Genomic DNA, 26,236 nt, shown 5'->3' on the forward strand with positions numbered 1-26,236 from the left:
GCTCCCACCCGGCGGGCCATAGGAGGTGCTCTCAGCGCTGGTTACTGGCAGTTCGCCGTCTGGCCGGCCGCCACGGAACGGACCGCTGCGGCCACCTGGTCCGCCACTTTGCCCAGCGCGCGTTGGTGCGCCTCGACGAGGCCGTCGTAGCCCGAGCCAGCGGGCTCGGTGACGCGCGAGGCGCAGTTCGCCGCCGCCGGCTCCACACCGCGCACGGACCAGGATGCCTCCAGCGTGGCGTTACCGCCCAGCTCCGAATCGAAGCGACGAACGTCCAGCTGCACGCGGACGACTTTCGCGTCCTTCGCGCGCGGCAGCCCGTGGACGTCGTGCGTGCCGAGGCGGGCCGCGAGGTCGGCCGACAGCGCGCCGCGAATTTCGTCTCCAAGGGGCGACGCCCAGCGCTCGCCATCGAGCACGGCGATGCCGCTCGTTCCCTGGCGCAGCACGAGCGCGGGCTGGTCCACTTGTGGCGGCACGCCCACGGGCAACACATCGATGACGAAGGGTGCCGAGGCTGCTGCCAACGGCGCCGACGGCGGCACCAGCGTGTGGAAATGCGTCGGTGCGGAAGCGCATGCGCCGAGAACGGCGACGACGAGGGCGACACCGACGAGGCGGAGGGAGTGGATCATGGCTTTTCTTCCTTGCCCTGCTTCGTGGACGGGGTGGCGATGGCCGGCGGCGCGTCCGCACCGCGACCGCGCAGCAGCGCTTCCGGGTGACGGCCGAGGTAATCGGTGAACGCCCGCACCGAACGCACGGTGCGCTGCAGTTCCTCGAGCGTGTTGGCGATGTTCTGCTGCAACGGCGAATTCTCAGAGAGGGCCTCGTTCGCCGTGCCCATCGTATGGTTCACCCCCTGCAAGGTCTTCTTCGCCTCGGGCAGGAGATCGCCATTCACCTGCTTCAGGGTGCCGTGCAGTTCCTTCAGGCTACCGTCGAGGTTCCGGCCGATCGAGTCGAACGGGATCTTTTCCACCTTGTCGACGATGCTCGAAATCTGCTCCTGCAGGTGGTCGAAATCGCCCGGCGTGGTCGGCAACTCCACCGGCTTCGCGTTCACGTCGAAGGCGACCTTCGGCGCCTTTGGATCGAAGTCGAGCGCGATGTAGAGCTGGCCCGTGAGCAGGTTACCGCTGCGCGCCTGTGCACGCAGTCCGTGCGCCACCAGGCCGCTCATGATGCGCGGGAACAGGCTGTCGTCGTCGCCGCCGACCGCCTTCGCCAACTTCTCGTGCGCCTGACCAAGGCGCTGCGGATAAACGAGCGCGCCCACGATGACCGGGAAGGTCTGCGTCTTCGGGTCGTAATCCAGGTTCACCGACACGACACGGCCGACCTTGACGCCCAGGAACTCCACGGGCGCATCCACCGCCAGGCCGCGCAGAGAATGGGCAAAGCGCATGCGGATGTAACGCGGTTTGCCGTCCGGAGGCGCCAGCGCCGTCGCCTGGTCATTGAACAGGGTGTACTCCGCCATCTCCGGCGCCGGCACCGCCTCGTGCGGTCCGGGTGGGTCCTGGAAGGCGACGCCACCGGCGATCACCGTGGCCAGCGACTGCGTATTCATCCTGAGACCATCCGCCCCCAGCGACACGTCGACGCCGCTGGCGTTCCAGAAGCGCGAGTCCTTGGAAACGAAGCGGTCGTTAGGGCCGTCGATGAAGAGCTGCAGCGACACGCCCTTGCCATCCTTGTCCAGCTCATAGGACACGATGCGGCCCACCTGGATGCGACGGTAGTAAACGGGCGAGCCGATATCGAGCGAGCCCAGGTCCGCGGCATGCAGCACGAAGCGCCGGCCGGGCGCGCCATGGGTCACGGCCGGCGGCGTTTCCAGGCCGGTGAACTCGCTCTGTTCGTCCTCTGAATCGCCGGCGTCCGCGCCGATGAAGGCACCGGAAAGCAGCGTATCGATGCCGGACACGCCGCTGGCGCCGATGCGCGGCCGTACGACCCAGTAGCGCGTGCCCTTGGTGGCGAAGGCGCGGGCGTCCTTGTCGAGATCGATCATCACGGTGATGTGGGTGCGGTCTTTCGACAGCCGCATGGTGGTGACCTTGCCGATCACCACGTTTTTGTACTTCACCTGCGTCTTGCCGGCTTCGATGCCCTCGGCCGTCAGGAACGACACGGTGATCTGCGGACCCGCGGACATGAAGTGACTGACCAGCAGGGAGATGCCCACCAGCGCCGCCAGGATGGGCACGAGCCAGACCAGCGAGAAGCCGAGCTTCGACTTGCGCACCACCGGTTGCGGCAAGTCATCTCCCGGAGGCGTGTTTCCTGCGTTGGCGTCGCTCATTGCGATTTCCTGTTATCCCAGATCAGGCGGGGATCGAAGCTCATGGCCGACAGCATCGTGAGCACCACGACCACGCCGAAATAGACCACGCCGGGCAAGGGCTCGACGCGGCTCAGTATCTTGAAATGGACCAGCGCGGAAAGGATCGCCACGACGAAGACGTCGAGCATCGACCAGTAACCGACCAGTTCCACGAAACGGTAAAGCTTGGCCCGCTGCCTGGCCACGAGCGCGCTCGAGCGCTGCACCGAAACCAGCAGGTAGCCAAGGATGATGAACTTCAGCATGGGGACGATGATGCTGGCCGTGAAGACGATCACCGCCAGGCCGGGCGACCCCGCCCGCCACAGTTCCATGATGCCGCTGAGGATGGTGTTGTCGTCCCGCGACGAGATGCTCTGCGTGCGCATGATGGGAAACACGTTCGCCGGGATGTAGAAGATCGCCGCGGCCAGCAGCAGCGCCCAGGCGCGCGTGATGCTCCCGTGCTTGCGGGCATGCAGGACGCTCCCGCAGCGCGGGCAATGGGCGTGGGGATCGTCCGTGTACGCCGTGACCAGCCGGCAGACGTGGCAGGACATCATGCCGAGGTCCTGGGCCCGGGGCGGCGCGTTCACGCGGCCTCCTCGCGGGTCAGGTTCCAGAGTTCCCGCGGGTCCAGGCTTGAGAACACGGTGATGAGCAGGGTCAGGAACCCAAAGGCCCAGATGCCCGGCCCCGGCACCACGTCGAAATACGTGTGCGCCTTGACCACCGCGACCAGCGTGCCGAGCATGAACACCTCGATCATGCTCCACGGCTTGACCCTGACCAGGGCCGACATCGCCTGGGCGAATCCGGGCGCGCGACGGCCCGTGCGGGCAAACCAGAGCACCCAGCCGAAAATCAGTATCTGGGCGAGCGGGAAGAAGAACAGCGTCATCGCGCTGAGAAAGGCGACCAATTGGGCGCCATCGCTCCACATGGCGATGACGGCACCCCACAACGTGGTGGCCGCGGTCATGCCTGAGAGGCCCAGGGTGACGATCGGCGACACATTGGCGATGACGAAGACGATGAAAGCGGCCGCGATCAGCGCGAACTGCGCCTCGACGCCGAGCCACTGGTGACGTTCCAGCACGGCCCCGCACACTTCGCAATCGGCGACCTCGCCACGCGCAAGGCTCCGCCTCCGATAGACGGAATCGCAGTGTTCGCAGACGATCAGGTCCTGGGCGTTATGCATGCCTTCCCGTGGTCGAAGGCCGCAATGGGCCCGTCTCTTATGATCGCAAATCCGCGTAAACGGCGCATGACGGGAGCCTCCCCTACCCGCCCTGGGGCGCGGCGGACCTTGATATCCTCCTTCGCTTCCCCGACTTACGGGGCATCGACCCCGGCCCCCAGGAGCATCCCGTGAGCAGCGCCCAGACCCCTAGCGAACACGTCTTCGACGCAACCACGGCAGGCTTCGAGAACGACGTCATCAAGGCCTCGCTCGAGACGCCCATCCTGGTCGACCTCTGGGCCGAATGGTGCGGCCCATGCAAATCGCTCGGGCCGATCATCGAGAAGCTGGCGGTCGAGTACAACGGCGCGTTCCGTCTCGCGAAGATCGACGTCGACGCCGAGCAGCAACTCGCCGCCATGTTCGGCGTGCGCAGCATCCCCACCGTGATCCTCATCAGCGGCGGCCAGGTCGTCGACGGATTCGCCGGTGCGCTCCCGGAAGGCCAGATCCGCGAATTCCTCGCCAGTCACGGCGTGCAGCCGGCGGAAGGCGACGGCGGCGGCGAAGCGGCGCGTGCTCCGGCCGAGACGCCGGAAGACGCGATCAATCGCCTGCAGCAGGCCATCGCGGCCGAGCCGGATCGCGCCGAACTGAAACTCGACCTCGCGCTCGCCCTCATGCGGGCCGGACAGGTCGATCCCGCGCAAGCGGAACTCGACGCCCTGCCCGCCAACCTCGCCACCGACGCGCGTGCCGTGCGCCTGCGCAGCCAGCTCGAACTCGCCCGCGCGCTGGCAGGCGCGCCGTCGATGGACGAGCTGCGTTCCCGGGTGCAGGCGAACGACGCCGACTGGGAAGCGCGCGACCTCCTCGGCGTGCGCCTGCTCATCGAAGGCGACGTCGCCGCCGGGCTCGACCAGTTCCTCGACATCCTCAAGCGCCAGCGCGACTGGCAGGACGGCCAGGCGAAGAAGCGTCTCCTCGCCGCCTTCGCGACGATCGACGACGCGGAACTGGTGGGCAGTTACCGCCGGAAGATGGCGTCGCTGCTTTTCTGAGCGGGGCTTCGCGCTTCTACGGAGCCGCCGATTTCGGCTTCTTCCGACGCACGTAGAGTTGCTTGCGCACCGTTGCCACCAGTTCGCCGGAGGCGGTGCGGATATCCGTGTCGAACCAGCGCAGGCACTTCTCGCCATTCGCGGTGGCGGCTCGTAGTTCGTCGAGCACGGCGTCCTCGATGCGGAATTCCGCGAAGACGTCCTCCCTGCCCGGCGAGACGAAGCGAATTTCCCCCGCCTGGTCCCACACGATGTAATCGTTGCCCAGGCTCTGCAACGTCATGATCATCCAGAAGGGATCGGTCATGGCGAACAGGCTGCCGCCGAAGTGCGTGCGCACGTAATTGCGGTTGTACCACGTGAGCTTCAGCCGGACCTTCGCATAGCGATAGTCGTCCAGCGTGACGACACGGATGCCGGTGAAGAGGAAGGGCGGCCAGGCGTTGAGGATGCGCCGCATCGTGCGAGCTTTCATGGCCGCCATGCTAGCGATGCGATCGGCATGCGCGAAAGTCCCCCGTTTCAAACGCAACCATCCGGTCCATGACCTATGACACACGTCCCCGCCGTCGACGGACGCCGACTATCGGAGGTCGACAACCGCCAGGGGATCCGAGCCATGCGCCATCCGCTCCGCCGCGCCACCCTCGCCGCCGCCGTCGCTTCCGCGATGGTTTTCTCCGCCTCCCAGGCCGTGGCCGCCGACTTGCCGGCCGCCGCGGACCAGCCCTACCCCGGCACGTTGACGCTTCACGTGGACCTTTCGGACGCATCGAAGCACCTCTATCACGTGCGCGAGACCATCCCGGTGACCGCGGGCCACGCGATCCTGTACTACCCGAAATGGATCCCCGGCGTGCACGCACCCTCGGGCCCGCTTTCCAACGTGGCGGGGTTCGTTGTCACGGCAAACGGCAAGCGCATACCCTGGCGCCGCGACCTGAAGGAGATGTATGCCTTCCACGTGGACGTGCCCGAGGGCGTGGACACGCTGGACCTGGCGTTCGAATACCTCGCGCCGGCGACGCCGAACTACGTCCCGCTGTCGTTCAACGAAGTCGCTTTCTATCCTGCCGGCCATTACACCAGCCGGATCACGATCGAGCCGACGGTGAAGCTGCCCACCGGGTGGAAGTACGCCTCGGCGCTGGAGACGGCGTCGCAGTCGGGCGACGAAGTGCGCTTCAAGCCCGTCAGCTTCGAGAACCTGGTCGACTCGCCCGTCATGGCCGGCCAGCACTTCAACCGCATCGACCTCGCGCCGGGACAGTCCACCCAGGTGCACCTCAACATCACCGGCGACACGGCCGCCGGCGTCAAGGCCACCGACGAGCAGATCGCAAAGCAGCGCGCGCTCGTGGTCCAGGCCAACAAGCTGTTCGGCGCGCACCACTACGGCCACTACGATTTCCTGCTGGTCACATCGGACCACACCAACCATTTCGGCCTGGAGCACCACCAGTCCAGCGACGATCGCCTCTACGCGAACTTCCTCACCGACCCGGACGTGAACGTGGCGGCGGGCACCCTCCTCCCCCACGAATACATCCATTCGTGGAACGGCAAATTCCGACGTCCCGCCGACCTGTGGACACCCAGCTTCGCCGAACCGATGCAGGACGACCTGCTATGGGTTTACGAAGGGCTGACCGACTATTGGGCGGGCGTGCTCACCGCGCGTTCCGGCATCTGGACCACCGCGCAGTGGCGCGATTCGCTCGCCGGCATCGCAGCGGACATGTCGGCCCGCACCGGGCGCTCGTGGCGTTCGCTGCAGGACACCGCGGACGGCATCCCGCTGTCGTCGCGCGGCAGCCGGGGCTGGGCGAACCGGCGCCGCGGCTCGGACTATTACCCTGAAGGCCAGCTGCTCTGGCTCGACGTCGACACGAAGATGCGCGACCTCTCGGGCGGCAAACATACGCTCGACGAATTCGCGCGCGCGTTCTACGGCATGGACAACGGCAGCTACACGCCGAAGACCTATACCTTCGAGGACGTCATCGCCACGTTGAACGGGGTCCAACCCTATGACTGGGCGACGTTCCTGCGCCAGCGCCTCGACTACACCGGCGATACGCTGCCCGAACACGGCATCGAGGGCGGCGGGTGGAAGCTCGTGTACGACGACACGCCCACGGCGTTCGCCAAGACAGCCGAGAAACTCCGCAAGACGGTGAACCTGGCTTATTCGCTGGGCATCCAGGTGTCCGACAAGGGCGAAGTGACCGACTCGCAGTGGGACGGCGTCGCCGCGAAAGCCGGCATCGTGCCCGGCATGACGATCGTCGCGGTGAACGGCAAGGACTATTCGCCGAAGGTGCTGAAGGATGCGGTGACGGATGCCAAATCGTCGAGCGGGCCGATCGAGCTGCTCATGAAGGATATCGAGGCGTATTCGACGGTGAAGGTCGATTACCACGGGGGCCTGAAGTATCCGCACCTCGTGCGCGGCGAGGGCAAGGACCTGATAGGCGCCATCGCGACGCCGAAGAAGTAACACCCTGTAGGAGCCGCTATAGCGGCTCCTACACAAGGTTCGTCAGTGGTTCTCGCGTGCGGACTCGAAGAGGAACCATACGCGGCGTTCGGCCTGGTCGATCCAGTTCTCGATCAGGCTGGCCGTCGCCACGTCGCCGTACTCGTCGCAGACGCCGTGCACTTCGCGCAGGAAACCCACGAAGCGCTCGTTGTCGTCACGCAGTTCCGCCAGCATGTCCTGGGGCGTGACGAAGTCCGCGTCGTTGTCGGAAAGACGCTTGAGGCGCGCGGCATGACCGAGCGAGCGGAGCGTGGTGCCGCCGATCTTGCGCGCACGCTCGGCGATGTCGTCGGTGATGGCGAAGATTTCCGTCGCCTGCTCGTCGAGCAGGAGGTGCAGGTCGCGGAAGTGCGGCCCGGACATGTGCCAGTGGAAATTCTTCGTTTTCAGGTACAGCGCGAAGGCGTCCGCGAGCAAGGCGCTCAGGGCGCCGGAGATGTCGCGGGTCGCATCGGCGCCCAGGCCGGTCGGTGTCTTCAGCGCGGCCTTGCGCAGGGTCTTGGCGGCTTGGGGGTTCTTCATCGTGGTGCGCTCCACAGCTATTGGGGCTCCCGAGGATGCGCCTGCCGGCGTACCGGGGATTGGACGAAACACGCACGCGATTCAGGCCAGGGGCAGGCTCACTTGTACGCGCAGGCCCGAGCCGCCATCCCGATCCAGCAAACGGATGCTGGCCCCATGCAGTTCGACCGCGCGCTGCACGATCGACAGGCCGAGGCCATACCCGCTTCCCTGTGTATCGAGGCCGCGCTGGAAGCGTGTGAACATCGCCTCGCGCCGCTCGGGCGGAATGCCGGGACCGTCGTCCACGACCTCGATCAGCGCCTGTCCTTCCCCGCGCCGGATGGATAGCTCGACATGGCCGCCCGGCGGCACATGGCGGAACGCATTCTCCAGCAGGTTGCGCAGGAGCGAGCGCAAGGCCGCGCCATAGCCCTCGACCACGAGTCCGGCGCACAGGTCGATACCCAGTTCGACCCTGCCCGCGCCGATCAGCGGGGTCAGCTCGTCGACCACGCCCAGCGCCAGTTCACCCAGGTCCACCCGATGACGCGGACCGGAAGCGGCGCCGGCCTCCAGCCGGGCCAGCGCGAGGAGCTGCTCCGTGCGGCGGGCCAGCGACACCAGGCATTCCCGCGCCGCCTCGAGCGCGGCCTGCGCCTCGTCCGGTTGTGCGGAGGCCATGGCGTCCTCGAGGTTGATCATCGTAGACGCCAGCGGCGTGCGCAGTTCATGCGCCACGTCGGCACTGAAACGCCGTTCGCGCTCGAGCGCTTCTTCAAGACGCTCGATCTGATCGTTCAGGGCGGTCAGCACCGGCTGCAGCTCGGCCGGCGCGGCAGCGAGGTGCACCGGCTCGTGGCTTCCCGGCTTGCGCCGCGACAGGGCCCGGGCCAGCGCGTCCAGCGGGCCGAGCCCACGTCGGATGGCCCATCCGACGAGGAAAGCCATGAGCGGCAGGCCGAGCAGCATCGGGAGGCCGTGCTCGATCCACAAGGCGCGGGTGATTTCGTTGCGGCTGTCGTAGCGCTCGCCTGCGCGGATGGTGATGCCATCGCGCTCCATGACCAGGGTGAAGACGCGCCATTCGTACTTGCCCTTGCGGATGTCCTTGAACGCGCCGTCCGCCGCGGGGGTATTTGGCACCGCGGCCAGGTTCTCCGTCGCCAGCAGGAGCGTCCCGTCCCGGTCGAAGACCTGGAACCCGACTTCCGACTCGAACGTGCGCCCCTGAACCGTCAGCTCCTGCGGATGGTTCGACACGCTCGGCACGAGCAGGCGCGAGGCGCGCTGCTCGCGCAGCTGGTCCACACCGATGCGGCCGACGAGCACCTCCAGCGTCCGCGCGGCTTGGGCGAGGCGTCCATCGGACAACTCATCCACTTCCTCCAACGTGTGTTTCGCGCTCAGGAACCCGAGCGGGAGGAGGACGGCGGCCACCACCAGGACGATCAGCACCAGCAGGCGCGAGCGCAGGCTGGGAAAGGTCATTGCGGCTCCCGCGGCAGCATGTAGCCGAATCCGCGTACGGTCTGGATCGCGCCATGGCTCAACTTGCGCCGCAACGAATGCACGAGCACCTCCAGGGCGCTGGTGCTCATGACGTTGTCGGGCCCGTAGAGCGAGGTCTCGAGCGACTCGCGGCGGACGATACGGCCGGCGCGCTCCATCAGCGCCTGCAGCAGCGCGAATTCGCGCCGCGTCAATTCCACCCTTTCGCCGTGCCAGGTCACCTCGAAGGTCCCGAGGTCGAGGCTGAGCGCACCGGCTTCGAGGCGATTCACCGCCGCGCCGCGCACGCGCCGTGCGAGCGAGCGAATGCGCGCGGCGAGTTCGTCCAGGTGGAACGGCTTGACGAGGTAGTCGTCAGCGCCAGCGTCCAGCACGCTGATGCGGGAGTCCACCGCGTCCCGCGCCGACATCACGATGACCGGCGTGGTCACCCTCAGGCGCCTGGCCTCGATCAGGACGTCCATGCCGTCCTTCCCCGGCAGGCCCAGGTCGAGCAGGACCAGGTCGGCGTCGTGGTCGCGCAACGCCAGCAGGGCCTCGTTGCCGTTGCGGAACCAGCTGATCGTATAGGCCAACCGCTCCAGGGCCCGGCGAATGGCTTCGCCGAGCTGGACGTCGTCTTCGACGAGGATGATGTGCAAGGCGTTGCCCCATGCCACTGGCGGACCGACATTATCCTTTCGCGGAGCTTAGCGTGTCCTTACGCAGGCGCACCGGCCGTGTTCATCCCCCGGCCGACCGCACCGGCTCCTTCGGTGCGTCCGGCTGCAGGCCCTGGTCGGGGGCAGCCGAGCCCTCCGCCCGTGCAGTGGCGGGCTTGAACCCCAAGCCGATCGCCACCTCGGTGAGGTCATGCATCCGCATCGCCGACAGGGCGGAGGGCAATGGCGCCTTTCCTTCCGACAGCCAATCGTAAGGCGGTGCGAAATAGCTCATGTAATCCCGCCGAGCGGTACGCGTTTGGAGCCAATCCAGCCCGGCGTGCCGAACAGCCTCGCCGGCCGCATGACGGCGGCGCATGTAGTCGACGTAGCGGGCTTCGGAAATCGGATCGTTACGCGGGTTCCACAGGTTCGGTCGTATTGGCATGTCGAGCCATCGTTCGGTGAACGCGAGCGGCGACTCCCGCTGTTCCACACCCATCGGCCCGAACCGCCTCATCGAGACGCCTTCCGTCTCCCATCGCCGGGCGATCTGGCGCACAAGTTGCGGATACGCCTCCACGCCAACTCTCACGCCATACATGTCGTCGACGATGACCGTGCCCGCTGGCAGGTCGCGTACGAGCACGCCATCGGCGCCGTGCGTCGCGACGAGGTCGAGGGTCCGATCGTTCACCGGCATGGCGAGGGTGACCACGTGGTCGGGCGTGGCACCGACCACCACGATGTGGGAGTCCTCGCGCAGCATGCCGCGCAGCCGGCGCGTGTTCACCAGGGCCTGGACGTGCCGATCCAGCATCTCCGCACCGATGAAGGCGCTCACCGGGCGTTCCGCCCGCACCAGCGCTTCGTAGATCGCGGGGTCCTGCGTCGGGCCGTGTCGTACGCGGCCCGTGCCCTCCGGCAGCGGAACGGCGACATGGTGGTCCTGCGGACGCGGGAAGGCGGGAGCGGCCGTGGCGGATGCGCCGGACGAGGTGTGCCGGGGTTCTTTCCAGGTAACCGGCCTACCGCGAACGTCCACACGCGTGGCGAAGGTCAAGGCGGCCCTCGACACGGGGTGCTGGACGGCGAAGTCGAGACCGCCGTCGCCCGCGACCTCGATGCCGGTGAGGGACGTGCGTACGAACCGCACCAGCGGCTGCGGGATGCTGTCGACGACACGTTCCACGTTCGTCAAGTCCCCGTCGACGGCGGCGGGCATGTGAGTGGCGACGGCAGCCAGCGTCTCGGCGTATTCCCGGGGATCGACAGGTGTCCAACCCTCCCGCAGGTCCATTTCGGGATACCACATGCCGTCCACGTCGACGACGTGCCTGCCGGTGGCGCGATCGGCGGCGTCGCCGGGCGCGAGGATCTCGCGGTGGCCGCCGGGTCGATCATGGCTCGTCTCGACGATTTGCGCACGTCCATCGAGGTGTCTCAGCCGAACGTAGTGGCGATCGCCCTCGCTCCATTGCTCTCCTTGCCTGTTCGCCGCATCGGCAAGGGTCGCGGCGTCCTTGACCGTCAGGTGATCGAGTCCGTCAGGGAGCAAGGCACTTTCCGCCTTGACGATCTCGGACAGGAGCTGAATCGGATCCGTGTGCGCAAGGGCGCCGCTCGACGGAACCATGGCGACATCCTTTCCTGCCTTGTCGAGCCAACGCTGCTGGCTCTCGGTCAACGCGTCACGCCGTTCGATCAAGGCGTGGCGCAGCCGCGAGAGACGCCTCAGGGCCTGCCGCTCATGGGGCGAACGAGCGACCGGATCGAGCCACAGCCGGTGCATGCGCGCGAGGTGCGAGCGGCTCGACGCGGATTCGAGCGATGCCGCCAGCCTGTGGCGCAAGCGGACTTCCCGCAGCGCGGCAGTCGCTGCCGCGCCGTCCGAAGCGATGGGTGTGTTTTCGGCGACGGCGGCAAATGCCGATGCGTACTCGACGCTTTGGCCCGAGCGGGGCCCGAGCACGAAATAGTGGTTGCCGCGCCGCTGCAGGCGCAGCGCATCGGCCGGGACACGATGGGCGGACACCTCCGTGCCGTCGGGCGCGACGCCGGAATGGAACGTTCCGTCGGCACGGTAGAGTGCGATGGCTGTCCCTGCCTCATTCGCCATGACGGGGGCGAGCAGCGCCAGCTCCCGCAGGCTCCACGAAACCGCCGTTGTATCGCGCAGTCGAGCGGGCAACGTCTCGATGAACGCATGTCCGAGTGCCAGGACGAGCAAGGGCTCCGCCGCGTTCGCGTCGCCGTCGGTACGGACGCGTGCGCCCAGCGTGGCTTCAGGCAGGCCGAACTGCGCCAGCACCGTCGCCGCGCGATGCAGCGTGCGAGGGTCGGCGGTGAAGTCGGGCCTGACGATCTCGGCAAGGACGCTACCGTCGAGGTAATCGTGTTCCTCGAACGCGAGCTCCCACGTGCCGCCGTCGCGTCGCTGCAAACGAGGCCCCGCGCTGCCGTCATGAAGCCGGAGGCGCCAGCCGCCGGCATCGGCAAGGACACGCGCCGCTCGCAGGCCACGTCCATGGATGATCAGTTGCACGAAGCGCGCATGGTCGTGGACCAGGACACCATCCGTCCGCAACGCCGCGTCCTGGGGAAGCCGCACCATGTGCTGCTCCGCTTCCGCCGCCACCCATAAGCCAGGAGTGCCGTCCCGCCGCCGGTAGAGTCGGTTGACCAGGTCGGCCTGCCAACCCGGTGGGACGGTGGGTCCCAGGGGATAACCCACCCGGCCATTCACCTCGCGCGGCGGCACGAAGGCGGGCCGCACCTCCTCCGGCCTCGAGCCGGCGGCGCCTCCCCTCTCCTTCCCGACGCCGTGGAAGACCGTTCCCAAGGGCACGCTGTAGAGAACGGTCGACACGGCGCCTTCCGCTCCGCTCTTTCGATCCTCGGCGGTCCTGCCGTCGATGGCTTGCTCGATGCCCGAGGCGCCGCCGGTCACGCCGCTGAGCACCTGCACGGGAATCGCCAGCGGTGGAAGGAACCCCAGGGGCGCCAGGAGCGTCGCGCCGCGGTCGATCGTGGTCCGCCAGGCCTCCCAGGCCGTGCTCGCCTGCACCCGCGCGTCGTCGCGCAATCGCTTCTCCATCTGGGCCCGCATGTCGTCGAACACGTCGCCCGCGACGATCGCGTCCGCACGATCGATGGTGGCGCCATCAGCCTTCCATTGCCCGTCGGCGAGGTTTTCCAGGCCGTGCTTCACGCCGGTCCAGAACAGGCCGTCCTGGCCGTCGTAAACGGAGAAATGCGCCAGCAACGCGTCCAGGGCCTCCGCATCCTTCGCTTGCGCCAGGGCCCACGCGCGAAGCTCGCTTTCGTTCCGGGCGACCACGAATGACGGTTCGCCGCCGGGTATATAGAGCACCTCGCTCCCGTCGGCTGCGATAAAGCGCACGAGATCACTGGCGGCATAGCCGTTGATGTCGAAGCGCCGCACGCGCACTGTCGTGTCCGGCGCCGCGACCGCCAATTGGGCAAGCGTGAGCGAGCCCGTCAGCGGCACGCGAGGTGCGCCGCCGCGCATGACGAGCCGATAGGACGACTCGCTCAATTCCCCCGTATCCCTCGCGCGCCGTGCCTGCTGCACGAACTCGTAGCGCGCCAGCACCGGCCAATCGCCGCTCACCTGCTGCCAATACCGGTCCAGGTCGTCTTTCAGTTTCCGCACGTACGGAAGCTCCGCGAAGGCACCCGGCGCCGCGAACACCTCCACGAGTTGCGACACCCTGAGCGGACTCGCGTACTCGCTCGTGAAGCCGCCTGATCGATACACGTCGAACGCCTCGTCCAACGGCCTCGCGTCTTCACCGACCGTCTCGACGACGTTGCCCGGGGCGAAGAAGGTGTCGTAGAGGTAGCCCGGCCCGGTCCGGCTCCAAAGGAAGCGGCCCACGTTGGCGAAGGCGTGCTTCGCGTCGCCACCATGCACCAGACCGTCCAGCCACGGCACAAGGCTGGGACTGCCGCGCCCACCCGCAAGGATGCCACCGACGCCGTCCGAGAGCCCGGCGAAGAAGCTGTGGCGGGAATGATCGGGAAACGCCTCCATCAAGGCATCCGTCAGCGGCAGCGCGTGGTCCGGCGCGCCCCGCGCCCGGTCCTCCGCCGTTGCGAAGTGCGCCACCATGCAGGCATCGCCTTCGACGTGCAGGCGCTCGCGGAGGAACGCGTTCGCCAGCCGGCGCGCATCCGGCGTGGGCATCGCGCGCGCCTTTTTCGACATGGTCTGGAAGGTATCGAGGTCCGCCGCGGTGGCGAACTGGACGGCTACTGGCGATACCAGCTCAGGCGTCGCGCCTTCCACGTGGTAGTGCGTTGCAGCGGTGTAGCCAGGCGTGGCATCGACCGTGGCCGCCGTCGCCTGCCTGTCGGGCAGGAGCGCCACCGCGACCATCCAGGCGATGCGTGTGCGACGGCGCGCGACGTGCGTTAGGCGCAACATCACGGGCGCGGTGCCGGAGGACGCGCGGGCACGGCGATCGGTCGAAGGCTGGCGTCGATCGCCGTCTCGGCCAGTTCGTACATGTTCGAGGCGGCGAGGTCGTTCGCAGGCGGGGCAGTGCCATCCGGAAGCGCATCGTGTGGCGGAGCGAAGTAAGCCATGTAATCACGCCGCGCCTGCCGGGTTTCGAGCCAGTCCAGTCCGGCGTGCCGCACCGCTTGGCCGTTGGCGTGGCGTCCGCGCATGTAGTCGACGTATGCCGTCTCGGAAATCGGGTCCTTGGAAGGGTTCCACAGGTTGGGTCGCACGGGCGAGGACAGCATGCGTTCGACGAAAGCCACGGGCGATTCCCGCTCCTCGCTACCATTGCGAAGGACTTTCCGGATTCTCCCGCCGGCTGACTCCCACTGGCGCGCGACCGCGCGTACGCGGGCTGGATAATCCGCCGCTGTCGCCCTCACGCCGAACATCTCGTCGACAATGACCGTCCCTGCCGGCAGGTCGGTCACGAGGTTTCCCATCGAACCACCTGGCCGAACCAGGCTGATCGTCTCCGTGTTCACCGGCATGAGCAGGGTGAACGCATGTTCCGGTGTGGCACCGACGATCGCGAGATGAGAATCCTCGCGCAACATGCCGCGCAGCCGGCGGGTGGTGACCAGCGTCCGGATATGCCGATTGCCGATGCCTGCCTCGATGAAGGCACTGATCGGGCTGTCCGCCCGCAGGAGATCGATGAAGATCGCGGGGTCGGGGCGAGGTCCGAAGCGGACGATCCCGACACCTTCCGGCACGGGCAAGGCAAGTTGCGTGTCGGCCGCGATCGCTCCCGACGGCGCGGGGCCGGCGTCCACCGGGCGCACGGGCGGAAGCGCGTTCCCGGCCATGTCCACGCGCGTCATGAATCGCTTGAGCGATCCCGATCCGGGATGGCGGATGGTCAGCAGGAATCCGGTGTCGTCACCCATGTCCACGGCCGTGAGCGGTGCGGCGAAGTAGCGAAGCAGCGGCTGCGGAATGCTGTCCACGATCCGCTTGCCGAGCGAAAAATCATCCCGGGTCACGGCGTGCCAGCGCGCCGCGACCGACGCGAGGGTTTCGGCGTACTCCCTCGGATCTACCGGGGCGAGACCGTCGCGCAATTCGGGCTCGGGATACCACATGCCGCCTCGATCGACGACATACCGGCCCGTCTCGCGATTAGCGCTCGCCGTTGGCACCAGGATCTCGCGGTAGGCGCCACGTTGGTCCCCCTGCTCCGCCGCCGTCTCGACCACCTGCGTACGCCCATCCAGGTGGCGCAGACGCACGTAATGGCGCCCGCCTTCCGTCCACTGGTCCGACGCTTGGTACCGGGCTGACGACAAGATGGCTGCGTCTTGCACGAGAAGGTGCCCGAGCCCCGTGGGCAGGAGTGCGCTCTCCTCGTCGAAGAGCTTCGCAAGGACGCCCTTGGCGAGCTCACGCCAATTGCGCGCGTTGGCGTCGATCGCGGCACGCAGTTCCGCACCGCCCGCGGCACGCAGGCGTTGCTGCTGCGCCGCCGTCAATGGGTCGCCATGGAAGATCGCGTGACGCAGACGGGACAACGCGATGAGGAGCTGTAGTTCGCGTGGAGGCAGGCCCATGCGTTGGATCCACAGTTGGTGCACGCGCTCGAGTTCCAATCGTGTCGACCTGACGTCGATCGCATCCGCGAGCGCCTTGCGGAAGGCGATCTCCCGTTCCACGCCCGTGCTCGGCTCCATGCTGCCCGGCGCGCGATTGGCCTCCGCCGCCGCGAAGAGGAGGGTGGGGAATTTACGCAGGAGCCGGACGGGCCCAAGGACGACATAGCTGCCTTCATGACGCTGCAACCGCAACGCCGTCGGCGGCAGTGGGGCCGCCGAGAGCTCCGTGCCATCCTCGGCCGCCGCCCATTCGAGCGTGCCGTCTTCCCGGAAGAGAGCCACGGGACGGCGGAGTTGGCGGGCAATGGTCGGACCAAGCAACCACGATTCGGAGCTCGACCATTCGGTACCGGCCGGATCGCGCAAGCGGGCGGACAAGGTCTCGATGAAGCCGTGCCCCAGCGACAACATCACCAGGGGACTCAGGGAGCCGGATCGTCCGCCGCGCCCGGCGCCTGTACAGCGGCTTCGGACGAGCCCCATTGCTCCAGGACCTGCGCGGCGCGATGCAGCGCCCGCGGGTCGACAGTCAGGCGATCCGGCACGAGATGGGCGAGGACGCTCCCCTTGACGTAGGCCTGTGCATCGGTGGCCAGCTCCCAGGCGTCGCCGCTTCCGCGCTCGACGATGGGGCCGACCGCCTTGTTCTTGAACAGGAAGCGATACCGGCTGCCGGAAGCGACGACGCGCGCGACCCGTCCCGTGTTGCTCCAGGGCACGAAGAGCTCGTCGTCACGCACATACATCCCGTCCGGACGGGCTGCGCCATTGGCCGGGAACCGGCTTATCGTTTGTCCCGGCACGTCCGCTGCGACCCATCGGGCGATCGATCCGTCGAGTCGTCGGTAAAGGCGGTTCACCGTCGTGGTACGCCAGCTGGGCGGCGTCATCGGGCTCAGCGGGTAGCCGACCTTTCCGTTCACCCGTTTCGGGGGAACGAAAGCGATGCCACCCTCCTTCGTCGCGTCGCCTTTGCGCATCCCGCCGAAGAGGGCGCCGATCGGCAGGTTGTAGATGGCTGTCGTCAGCACCTGCTCCGCGCCCGCCTTCCTCTCGTCCGTCGTCCTGCCGTCGAGCTCCTGGTCGAGGCCGGTCCCGGCGCTGGCTACACCGGTGATGACTTGCACCGGCATGCTGAACAGCGGCACGAATCCCAGCGGACTGGCCACGGCAACGCCACGGTTGATCGTCGTGCGCCATGCTTCCCACGCCGTCGCCATCTGCATGCGCGCGTCGTCACGCAGGCGCTCTTCCGACTGCTTGCGCATGTCCTCGAATACGTCGCCCGCGATGACCGCGCTCGTGCGGTCGATGGCATGGGCATCCGCCTGCCACTGACCATTGCCCACGTTCTCGAGCCCATGCTTCACGCCAGTCCAGAACACACCGTCCTGGCCCGCGTAGGTGGAGAAATGCAGCAGGAGGTCGTCCAGCTTCCGGCGATCCCTCGCTTGTTGCAAAACCCACTGGCGGAGTTCGCGCTCGCTGCCGGCCACGACGAAGGCAGGGTCGCCGCCGGGGATGTACATCACTTCGCTCCCATCGCGCGCGACGAAACGCACCAGGTTGCTGGCCGCATAACCGTTGATATCGAAGCGTCGCGCGTCGACATCCGCGCCAGGAAGCGACGGGCCCAGCTGCGCCAGCGTGATCGGACCGGTCAGCGGGACGCGTGGCGCGCCGCCAAGCATGACCCGCTCGTACTCGATGTCCGTCAACAGTCCCTGCTCGTGGGCGTGGCGTGCCTGACGGACGAATTCGTAGCGCGCCAGGAGGGGCCAGCTGGACTGGCTGGCTTGCCAATACGCATCGAGTTTGCGCTTCACCTCCTTGACATAGGGGAGCTCGGCGAACGCTGTCGGGGCGCCGAACGACTCGACCAGCTGCGAAAGCGTGAGGTGACTGCGGTACTCGGCCGTGAAGCCACCCACGCGATAGATGCCGAAGGCTTCGTCCAACGCCCGCCAGTCCTCACCGACCGTCTCCCGGACGTTTCCTTTGGCGAAAAGCGTGTTGTAGACATAGCCCGGGCCCGTCCGGCTCCACAGGAACGACCCGAGCGTCCTGAAGACATCCTTCACGTCGCTGGCGCGAGCCAGTTGGTCACCAAGGCGAACCAGGCCTGGGCTCTGCTCCCCTCCTCCCATGACGCCACCGACGGCATCGGCGGCGAGTGGAAACCACGCGTGCCGGGAGTGGTCCGGAAACGCTTCCATCAACGCATCGACGAGCGACTGGGTGCGATCCGGCACGCCGCGCGAACGGTCTTCCGCCGTGGCGAAATGCGCCACCACGTAAGCTTCCCCGTCGATGCCCAACGTGTCATGGACGAAGGCAGCGGCGATGAGGCGGGCGTCGGGTACCACCGTCGTGTACGCCTGCCGCCAAAGTGTCGCGAAAGCGGTGGCGTCGTCGGCCGTGGCGAATGCGACGACATCCGGCGAGGTCGTTCTCGACAGCGTGCCGTCCCTTTCCACGACACGATCGTACGCGCCGTCGTCGCCACTGATGTAATAGCTCGCATCCGGCAGTCCTGCGGCGTGGACGGCGGGCGATGCCGCGGTGGCAGCCAAAAGGAGCCGGGCGACCCGCTTGCGCGAGGTCGGACAGAAGTGAGTCATCGCAAGAACCTGTCGGAGTAGAAGCAGAGCCCGCGACAGTAGCCCGCGTTTGCGGATGGCGATGCCGGCACGCGCCCCGCTTCTTGTGCGGGGATTGGCTGAAGATTCCGTCGGATGCCTACAATGCAGGCTTCACTCGCCGTGCCGATCCTTCTCCCGATGAATCCCCATGCCATGCCTGCGACACGCACCCTTCGCCTTCTCTTCGCGCTGATCGCCATCGTCCCGATGACGCTCCACGCGAAAGAGCGCTGGACCACGCCCGCCGAGGCGTCGTCGTTCCGCACCACGCCGTCCTATGCCGACACCGTGGCCTTCCTGCACCGGCTTGCCGATGCCGCACCGGACACGATTCGCGTGGAATCCTTCGGCACCTCGCCGGAAGGCCGCCCCATGACCGTGGTCATCGCGGCCAGGGATGGCGACCTGACGCCCGAGCGCGCACGCGCCGCGGGAAAGCCGGTCGTGCTGTTACAGGCTGGCATCCATCCCGGCGAGATCGAGGGCAAGGATGCCGGCCTCATGTTGCTCCGCGACTTCGCGGCGACCGGACGCTTGCCCCACCTGCTCGACCATGCGGTGCTGGTGTACATCCCCGTCTACAGCGTGGATGGCCACGAGAACTTCGGGCCGTACTTCCGGATCAACCAGAATGGCCCGGAGAAGATGGGCTTCCGGGGGCAATCGCAGTACCTCAACCTCAACCGCGACTACGTCAAGGCGGACGCACCGGAGACGCGTGCATGGTTGAAGCTCTGGAACACCTGGCGGCCGGACCTGCTCATCGACATCCACACCACCGATGGCGCGGACTACCAACCCGACCTGACGTGGTATGCGGAGGATCCGCATAAGCTGCCGCCCTCGATCGCCACGTGGCAGGCCCACGCCTTCGCCGGCGACGCCATCCCTCGCTATGAAGGCTACGGGCATCTCGCCTCCTCCTACCTCGAGTTCCGGGACGGCCGCGACATCACGAAGGGCATCGAGAACTTCGGTTCCGGCCCGCGCTTCTCGACCGGCTATGCCGCTATCCGCAATCGTGCCGGCCTGCTGGTCGAGACGCACATGTTGAAGCCCTACGAGGTGCGCGTGCGCGGTACGTACGATGTCGTGCGCAGCGTGCTCCAAACCGTCAACACGGATCCTGCCGCGCTGCTGAAGGCGTCCCGCGAGGCTGATGCCTGGGCCGCGTCCCAGTCCGCGCGCCAAGACGCCACGCTTCCCGTCACCTTCAAGGAAAACCCCGTCGCCAAGCCGCTCACGCTGCAGGGCTATGCGTTTACGCAGACGAAGAGCGACATTTCGGGCGACCTCTGGGTCCGCTACGACCGTTCGAAGAAGAAGACGTACACGCTGCAGAGCTGGAACGACCTGCTGCCGGACGTCGTGGCCCCGCTCCCCGCCGCCTGGGCCATCCCGCCGCAATGGACGGTGGTGATCGACCGCCTGGATGCCCATGGCATCGCCTATACACGCCTCGCCAAGGCCATCCGCGTGGGCGTCACCCGTGACGAACTCACGCAGCCGACTTGGGCCGAGAAACCGTTCGAGGGCCACCACATGCTCAAGGGCGTCGCGATCGCGCCTACGCGGAAGGAGGTCGAGCTGCCGGCCGGGACGGTGATTGTGCGCGCCGACACCGTGGACGCTGTCCTCGCACTCAACCTGCTGGACGCCCGCGCCCCGGATTCCCCGCTGCGCTGGGGCTACCTCGATGCCATCTTCGAGCCGAAGGAGTATGGCGAGCCCCGCGTGGTGGAGGCGCTCGCACGGGACATGATCGCCAAGGATCCCGCGTTGAAGACCGAGTTCGAGGCAAAGCTAAAAAGCGACCCGGCCTTCGCGGCGAACCCGCGCGCGCGGCTGTCGTTCTTCTTCGAACGCAGCCCTTGGTACACGGCCCAAGCCGTGGGGGCTTACCCGGTCATGCGCCTGGATGCGGCGGCACTACAACATCTTGCCCGCTGACCTCTGTAGGAGCCGCTATAGCGGCTCCTACAAGAATGATTCCCGCACAACAACGCGTCACACCACCTCGAACGGCCGCATCATCTCGTTCGCCTCGTGCTCCGCCAGGTGGCAATGCCAGGCGTAGCGCCCTGCGTAGCCATCGAACGTGGCGACGATGCGGGTGACCATGCCCGGGTGCGCCTGCACCACATCTTTCCAACCGCGTTCGTGCGGCGGCGGTTCCTCGGCCGGCCCGACGTAACGCAACGTCTTGTTCGCCACGTAGGCGTCCACGTCGAAAGGGCGGCGGTCCAGGATCTGGAAACGCACCAGGTGCAGATGGATCGGGTGGGTGTCCTCGGTGAGGTTCACGAGACTCCACGCCTCCGTGCTACCGAGCTTCACCGTTTCCGTTACCGGGTCGTGCCAGCGCTTCCCGTTGAGCAGCATCAGCATCGGCGTGGCCACGCAATCGCTGTATTCGTCCAGCGTCAGTTCGCGCGCCGTCGCTGCGCTGGCTTCCGTCATTCTCGGTAGATCGCGCAGCTTGTCGGGCAGCGCGGAATCGTCGCGCGCGACACCGTTGCCCACGGCGAAGCGCATGAGCGGTAGCGCGTCGTTCATCAACTCGACCGCACCGCCGCGCACGTCCGCGAAGTCCACGACGATGTCGCTGCGCTCGCCCGGCGCCAGGAAGATCGAGGTCATCCGGACCGGCGTCGCGAGCAAGCCCTGGTCGGAACCGATGACGTGGAATGGGCGGCCGTCACGGAAACGGAGGTGATAGAAGCGTCCGTTGGCCGCGTTGAGCACGCGCAGGCGATAACGGCGCGCCTGCACGTCGGCACGGGGAAGGATCGCTCCATTCACCAGCGTGAGGTTGCCGAAGACCTCCGGCACCCAGGGCGCCTTCGCGTCGCCGGAGTCCGGGTAATAGAGGCGACCGTCCTCGCGAAGCAGCCGGTCGGCGAGCACCAGCGGCAGCTCCTGCTCTCCCGATGGCAAGCCCAGGGACGCTTCATGCTCATCCCGCAACAGGTACAGGCCCATCAGGCCCGCGTACATGTTCAGGCGGTTTATGCCCATCGCGTGGTCGTGGTACCAGAGCGTGGCGGCGTCCTGCGCATTCGGATAATGGTGCCTGCGCGACGTGCCAGGGACATACCAGTCTTCCGGATAGCCATCGTCCTTGCGTGGGACCTTCGCGCCATGCAAGTGCACGATGGCGCGCACGTCGGGCTTGTCGGCCTCCGCGCCGCAGATGGCGTGGTCGACGGGCAGGAAGTGCTTCTTCGGCAGCGCGTTCTCCCATACCACGTCGATGGGCTGTCCGCGACGTGCCTCGATCGTCGGTCCGGGATACGTTCCACCGTAGGTCCAGAGCGTCGTCGGTGGCAGATCGCGATGCAGTTTCTGCGTCGTCTCCGCCATGCGTACATGCAACGTCTTCCCCTGCTCCGCCCGCAGCACCGGAGGTACCGGAAGCGCGTCCACGAAAGGTGCCAGCTTGGCCGGATCGAGGAGACCCGGCAGCCGGGTGACGTCGCCCATGGCATGCATGCAAAGGTCATTCCCGACCTGGCCGACCGACGGCGCCCTCATCGATCGCATGTCGTGCGCGAGGAGCCGCGACGGGAACCATCCCGCCGCGGCCACCCAACCCGCCGTCGTCAGGAAACGGCGGCGATCAACCATGCCCGCCATTCCCGAACGGCCAGGACGGCCACCCGCCGCGCTGCTTCGGCTGACCCGTCGCTTCGTCGAGGATCAGCTTGCGCTCGAAGAGACGAGGCAGGAAGAAGTCGAACATGCGGTCGAGGCGCCCTGCCTGCGCATCGCTGGACCCTCCGCCGATGCGCTTGCCGTCGAGCCAGTTGTCCTCGATGAAGCGCGTGATGGAACTCTGGTCGGTCACCGAGTGGTCGACCATGTTCTCGCGCGCCCACGGCGAGACGACCAACAGCGGCAGGCGCGGGCCGAATCCGCAGCGGCCCTGTGCCGGCGTCTTTCCATCGAGGCCGGGCAAGGTGCCACGACCCTTGCACAGGCCGTCGCCGTCGAGCGCATCCGTGGTCCCCCGCGAGGCGTTGACGTGCGGCGGTTCCTGGTGGTCGTACCAACCGTCCGAGTCGTCGTAGGCGATGACGACGGCGGTATCTTTCCATTCACCGCTCTGCTGCAAGGCATTGATCACGTGCACCACGAATGCCTGTTCGTCGAGCGGATCGGAGTACCCGGCGTGGCCATCCTGGTATGCCGGCGCCTTGAGGAAACTCACCGCGGGCAGGTTGCCGGCGTCGAGGGCGTCGTAGAAGTCCTCGATGTCGTACTGGTGATTCGCGGCGTCGCCACTATGACCGATCGCAGCAACCGACGCGGGCCGCGCGTGCGTCGGATTGGCCGTGGAGGGGTAGTACTGGAACGGCGCATGGTGCGGGCTGTAATCGTTCGAGGTGCTGTTGGTCACCTTCGACAGCGTGCGCCGCGCGCATCCCATGCTCCCATCGGCATTGCTACGGGTGAGATCGAATCCGCCCTGGAACCAACCCCAGGTAATCTCCCGGTCGTTGAGCAGGTCGCCGATGTTGCGGCCTCCCATCGTGACCTGGCTGGCGGTCGGCGATGAACAGACATCGCCGATGGGATCGGGGTCGCCGATCATCGTGCGGCCACCGTTGCCGTCGTCCGTCGTCGAGCCGGTGCCGTTAAGCGTCGCCGTCACGCCGGCCGTCTGGCCCGAAACGAGGTTGATCGCGCCCGGCGAGGAGGGACCGAAGGTGGTGCCATAGCTGTTGTCGCTCATGGCGAAGCTCTGCGCATAGTTCCAGAAGGCCGTGACGGTGTTGCCGTCGTAATAGCCCATCACCTGGCCCTTGCCTTCTTCGGACGGATCGCCCCCCGGCAGTGCTTCTCCGCGTCCCGTGTACTTCGGGAACAGGTCCATCCGGCCACCATCGAACGCACGCTGCTCCGAGGTGTAGCCATGGTCCTGGTCCGCCGTGGCCGCCTGCGCACGGGTGAGCCGGAAAGGATTGACCGCCCCGTCGGCATTGTCGGCATTACCCGCGTTCGGATTCTTCGTCAGCAGCCGGTGCGTGAGGCCGTTCACCGGCGGCGTGAAAGGACGCGCGTAGAAAGCGGGCTCACCCTTCGGATTCTCGGCATAGGGATAGGTGCCGAAGTAGTGATCGAACGACACGTTCTCCTGGAAGATCACGACCAGGTGCTTGATCGGTGTGGCGGTACGGGGGTCGCCGTGCCCGTGGTCGCCGTGGCCGGAGCCGAAGCCCATGGCGGGAACCTCGGCCTGCCCCGCGATCACGATCGACGCGGCGGAAAGGGTGAGCACGCAGGCGATGCCCGCGGCCAATAGCTTGCGCATGACGGATGCTCCTCATGGTGGGATCGTTGTGGCTTGCCCTGGGCCGCATCCCCTGTCATGCGGTCGTCGCAGCGTAGGAAGCCGGTGTGACAGGCGCGGGACATTCGCCGCGAGATATTGCGAAATGTGGACAACCATGACTTTCGTCACAGTCCGCCCTGCACGGCGGCCGCAGCCGCTATGCTCGGAGGCCTGCGGCGCCGGGGGCGCCGTCAGTCACTAGCTAGAGGGAAACCCATGACCAAGCAGTATCTGAAGCCGCTCGCGCTGGCGCTCGGCGTCGCGCTCGCCGGCACGGCGTGCAGCAAGCACAACGATGCCGACACGGCGGTGCCGGGGGGCAACCAGCCCTCGCCGGCGTCCACCGCGGCACCGGCCACCAGCGGCACCACGGCGTCGGCTCCGGCCGCACCGTCGTTCAACATCGCCGACATCGACACCGGCATCGACGCCTGCAGCGACTTCAACGGCTTCGTGAACGCGAAGTGGGTCGCCGCCAACCCCATTCCGGAAGATCGCACCCGCTGGGGCGCGTTCGACCAACTGGCCGAGAACAGCCTGAACACGCAGCACGACATCGTGGATGCGATGGACAAGGGTGCCGCCAACGCCAAGGCCGGTTCGATCGAACAGAAGATCGGCCTCCTCTATCGTTCGGGCATGAACGAGGACGCCATCGAGAAGGCCGGCGTCGAACCGCTGAAGCCGGAACTGGCGAAGATCGACGCCCTCAAGACGTCGCAGGACATCGTCGACTTCCTCGACACCAGCTTCAACGAAGGCGACGGTTACGTGTTCGGCTTCGGCTCGGGCGCGGACTTCCAGAACGCCAAGGTCCAGATCGGCTACGCGCAGCAGGACGGCCTGGGCCTGCCCACCCGCGATTACTACACCGATCCGAAGCAGGCCGACAATCGCAAAGCCTACGTCGCCTACATCGCCAAGACGCTGACCCTCGCCGGCGTGCCAGAAGCCGACGCGAAGAAGCAGGCGGACGAGGTCATGAAGTTCGAAACACAGCTCGCCGCCGCGTCGCTCGCGCCGGTGGAACTGCGTTCGCCGGAAAACCAGTACCACTTCGTCACCGTGAGCGACGCCGACAAGGTCACGCCGCACTTCAACTGGGAAAAGTTCTTCGCCGCCCAGGGCGTGACGATCGACAAGGGCTTCTCGCTGTCGCAGCCGAAGTTCTTCAAGGAGTTCGACAAGATGCTGGCGTCCACGCCGGTGTCGACCTGGCAGGCGTACCTGCGCTTCCATGCGATCGACAGCGCGTCGCCGTACCTGTCGAAGTCCTTCCAGGACAACAAGTTCGACTTCTACGGCAAGACCCTGGCCGGCCAGCCCCAGCAGAAGCCCCGCTGGAAGCGCGTGCTCGGCACGGTCAACAGCTCGATGGGCGAAGGCCTTGGCCAGCTCTATGTCGCGAAGGTGTTCAAGCCGGAAGCGAAGCAGCGCGCGAACGAGCTCGTCGACAACGTGCGCAATGCCCTCAAGGCGCGCATCGAGAAGCTCGACTGGATGAGCGACGAAACCAAGCAGAAGGCCATCCAGAAGTGGAACACCTTCCTGCCGAAGATCGGCTACCCGGACAAGTGGCGTGACTGGTCGGGCCTGGAGGTCAAGGGCGACGACTATTTCGCCAACGTCGAGGCGGCCAGCAAGTTCAACTACCACTACGACATCGCGAAGATCGGCAAGCCGACCGACCGCCTCGAGTGGGGCATGACGCCGCAGACGGTCAACGCCTACTACAACCCGACCGACAACACGATCAACTTCCCGGCCGCGATCCTGCAGCCGCCGTTCTTCGATGCCCACGGCGACGACGCGATCAACTACGGCGGTATCGGCGCGGTCATCGGCCATGAAGCCAGCCATGGTTTCGACGACGAAGGCAGCCAGTTCGATGGCGAGGGCAACAACAAGAATTGGTGGACCAAGGAAGACCGCGCCAAGTTCGACGAGCGCGCCGGCAAGCTGGTGGCGCAGTTCAACGACTACGCGCCCATCAAGGACCACCCGGACCTGCACGTCAACGGCAAGCTGACCCTGGGCGAGAACATCGCCGACCTGGGCGGCCTCAACGTCGCTTATGACGCCCTGCAGGAAGCCCTGAAGAAGAACCCGCAGGAAGCCCAGGCGAAGATCGACGGCTACACCCAGGACCAGCGCTTCTTCCTCAACTGGGCCCGCGTGTGGCGCGGCAGCGTCCGCGAGAAGCAGGCGATGCTGTACCTCAACGTCGACCCGCACGCACCGGCGTCGCTGCGCGCCATCGGCGCCCCGTCGAACATGGAAGCCTTCGCCACGGCGTTCCAGTGCAAGCCGGACGCGAAGATGGTCCGTGCGGCGGACAAGCAGGTGAAGATCTGGTAAGGCATTGAT

General features: G+C 66.8%; 17 protein-coding genes. 4 read left to right on the forward strand and 13 right to left on the reverse strand.

From position 1 onward, the window contains the following. Positions 1-41 precede the first annotated feature (41 nt). From ACQKIE_RS12430 to ACQKIE_RS12445, 4 genes are read right to left on the reverse strand one after another with little or no spacing between them, the layout of a single operon-like run. Complete coding sequence (locus ACQKIE_RS12430) at positions 42-635, reverse strand: PqiC family protein (RefSeq protein ID WP_427459510.1); 594 nt, start codon at positions 633-635, stop codon at positions 42-44. Next, the gene (locus tag ACQKIE_RS12435; RefSeq protein WP_427459512.1) at positions 632-2,308 is read right to left on the reverse strand and encodes an intermembrane transport protein PqiB; all 1,677 of its coding nucleotides are present in this window, start codon (positions 2,306-2,308) and stop codon (positions 632-634) included. The genes ACQKIE_RS12430 and ACQKIE_RS12435 overlap by 4 nt, the downstream gene beginning before the upstream one ends. Continuing rightward, the gene (locus tag ACQKIE_RS12440; RefSeq protein WP_427459514.1) at positions 2,305-2,925 is read right to left on the reverse strand and encodes a paraquat-inducible protein A; all 621 of its coding nucleotides are present in this window, start codon (positions 2,923-2,925) and stop codon (positions 2,305-2,307) included. Before ACQKIE_RS12440 ends, ACQKIE_RS12435 begins: the two co-directional genes overlap by 4 nt. Continuing rightward, positions 2,922-3,533, reverse strand: a complete 612-nt coding sequence (locus tag ACQKIE_RS12445) for a paraquat-inducible protein A (RefSeq protein WP_427459516.1) — start codon at positions 3,531-3,533, stop codon at positions 2,922-2,924. Before ACQKIE_RS12445 ends, ACQKIE_RS12440 begins: the two co-directional genes overlap by 4 nt. Positions 3,534-3,703: 170 nt before the next feature. Here ACQKIE_RS12445 and trxA point away from each other — a divergent pair, with 170 nt between their 5' ends. Further along, entirely contained in the window at positions 3,704-4,576 is an 873-nt protein-coding gene (gene trxA, locus ACQKIE_RS12450) for a thioredoxin (RefSeq protein ID WP_427459518.1), read from the forward strand. Between the two features lie 16 nt (positions 4,577-4,592). Here the strand turns inward: trxA and ACQKIE_RS12455 are convergent, their stop codons facing one another. Next, positions 4,593-5,051 carry a DUF4442 domain-containing protein gene (locus ACQKIE_RS12455; RefSeq protein WP_427459520.1) on the reverse strand — a complete coding sequence of 153 codons (459 nt, stop codon included), beginning with the start codon at positions 5,049-5,051 and terminating at the stop codon, positions 4,593-4,595. Between the two features lie 144 nt (positions 5,052-5,195). Between ACQKIE_RS12455 and ACQKIE_RS12460 the strand changes: the two genes are divergently transcribed. Then, the gene (locus ACQKIE_RS12460; protein WP_427459522.1) at positions 5,196-7,076 is read left to right on the forward strand and encodes a M61 family metallopeptidase; all 1,881 of its coding nucleotides are present in this window, start codon (positions 5,196-5,198) and stop codon (positions 7,074-7,076) included. Positions 7,077-7,118: 42 nt separating this feature from the next. Here ACQKIE_RS12460 and ACQKIE_RS12465 read toward each other — a convergent pair whose 3' ends face one another. The 6 genes from ACQKIE_RS12465 to ACQKIE_RS12490 all read right to left on the reverse strand — a co-directional run bounded on the left by ACQKIE_RS12465 (position 7,119) and on the right by ACQKIE_RS12490 (position 18,513). Next, positions 7,119-7,640: a Dps family protein gene (locus ACQKIE_RS12465; RefSeq protein ID WP_427459524.1), complete on the reverse strand. Its 522-nt coding sequence runs from the start codon at positions 7,638-7,640 to the stop codon at positions 7,119-7,121. Positions 7,641-7,721: 81 nt separating this feature from the next. Then, positions 7,722-9,110 carry a sensor histidine kinase gene (locus tag ACQKIE_RS12470; RefSeq protein ID WP_427459526.1) on the reverse strand — a complete coding sequence of 463 codons (1,389 nt, stop codon included), beginning with the start codon at positions 9,108-9,110 and terminating at the stop codon, positions 7,722-7,724. Next, entirely contained in the window at positions 9,107-9,772 is a 666-nt protein-coding gene (locus tag ACQKIE_RS12475; RefSeq protein ID WP_427459528.1) for a response regulator, read from the reverse strand. Before ACQKIE_RS12475 ends, ACQKIE_RS12470 begins: the two co-directional genes overlap by 4 nt. 82 nt (positions 9,773-9,854) lie before the next feature. Next, on the reverse strand, positions 9,855-14,222 hold the full coding sequence (locus ACQKIE_RS12480) for a dermonecrotic toxin domain-containing protein (protein WP_427459955.1): 4,368 nt from the start codon (positions 14,220-14,222) through the stop codon (positions 9,855-9,857). Continuing rightward, positions 14,222-16,306 carry a hypothetical protein gene (locus tag ACQKIE_RS12485; protein WP_427459530.1) on the reverse strand — a complete coding sequence of 695 codons (2,085 nt, stop codon included), beginning with the start codon at positions 16,304-16,306 and terminating at the stop codon, positions 14,222-14,224. The genes ACQKIE_RS12480 and ACQKIE_RS12485 overlap by 1 nt, the downstream gene beginning before the upstream one ends. Positions 16,307-16,314: 8 nt before the next feature. Further along, on the reverse strand, positions 16,315-18,513 hold the full coding sequence (locus ACQKIE_RS12490; protein WP_427459532.1) for a dermonecrotic toxin domain-containing protein: 2,199 nt from the start codon (positions 18,511-18,513) through the stop codon (positions 16,315-16,317). 123 nt (positions 18,514-18,636) lie between these two features. Between ACQKIE_RS12490 and ACQKIE_RS12495 the strand changes: the two genes are divergently transcribed. Then, on the forward strand, positions 18,637-20,484 hold the full coding sequence (locus ACQKIE_RS12495; RefSeq protein WP_427459534.1) for a M14 family metallopeptidase: 1,848 nt from the start codon (positions 18,637-18,639) through the stop codon (positions 20,482-20,484). Between the two features lie 57 nt (positions 20,485-20,541). Here the strand turns inward: ACQKIE_RS12495 and ACQKIE_RS12500 are convergent, their stop codons facing one another. Both ACQKIE_RS12500 and ACQKIE_RS12505 read right to left on the reverse strand, forming a co-directional pair. Continuing rightward, positions 20,542-22,161, reverse strand: a complete 1,620-nt coding sequence (locus tag ACQKIE_RS12500) for a multicopper oxidase family protein (protein WP_427459536.1) — start codon at positions 22,159-22,161, stop codon at positions 20,542-20,544. Further along, positions 22,154-23,848, reverse strand: a complete 1,695-nt coding sequence (locus ACQKIE_RS12505) for a phospholipase C (protein ID WP_427459538.1) — start codon at positions 23,846-23,848, stop codon at positions 22,154-22,156. Before ACQKIE_RS12505 ends, ACQKIE_RS12500 begins: the two co-directional genes overlap by 8 nt. A gap of 237 nt (positions 23,849-24,085) precedes the next feature. Between ACQKIE_RS12505 and ACQKIE_RS12510 the strand changes: the two genes are divergently transcribed. Then, on the forward strand, positions 24,086-26,227 hold the full coding sequence (locus tag ACQKIE_RS12510) for a M13 family metallopeptidase (RefSeq protein WP_427459540.1): 2,142 nt from the start codon (positions 24,086-24,088) through the stop codon (positions 26,225-26,227). The last annotated feature ends 9 nt before the right edge of the window (positions 26,228-26,236 follow it).

The organism is Luteibacter sp. NPDC031894, from assembly GCF_050273135.1.
In the GTDB taxonomy this organism is placed as follows: Bacteria; Pseudomonadota; Gammaproteobacteria; order Xanthomonadales; family Rhodanobacteraceae; genus Luteibacter.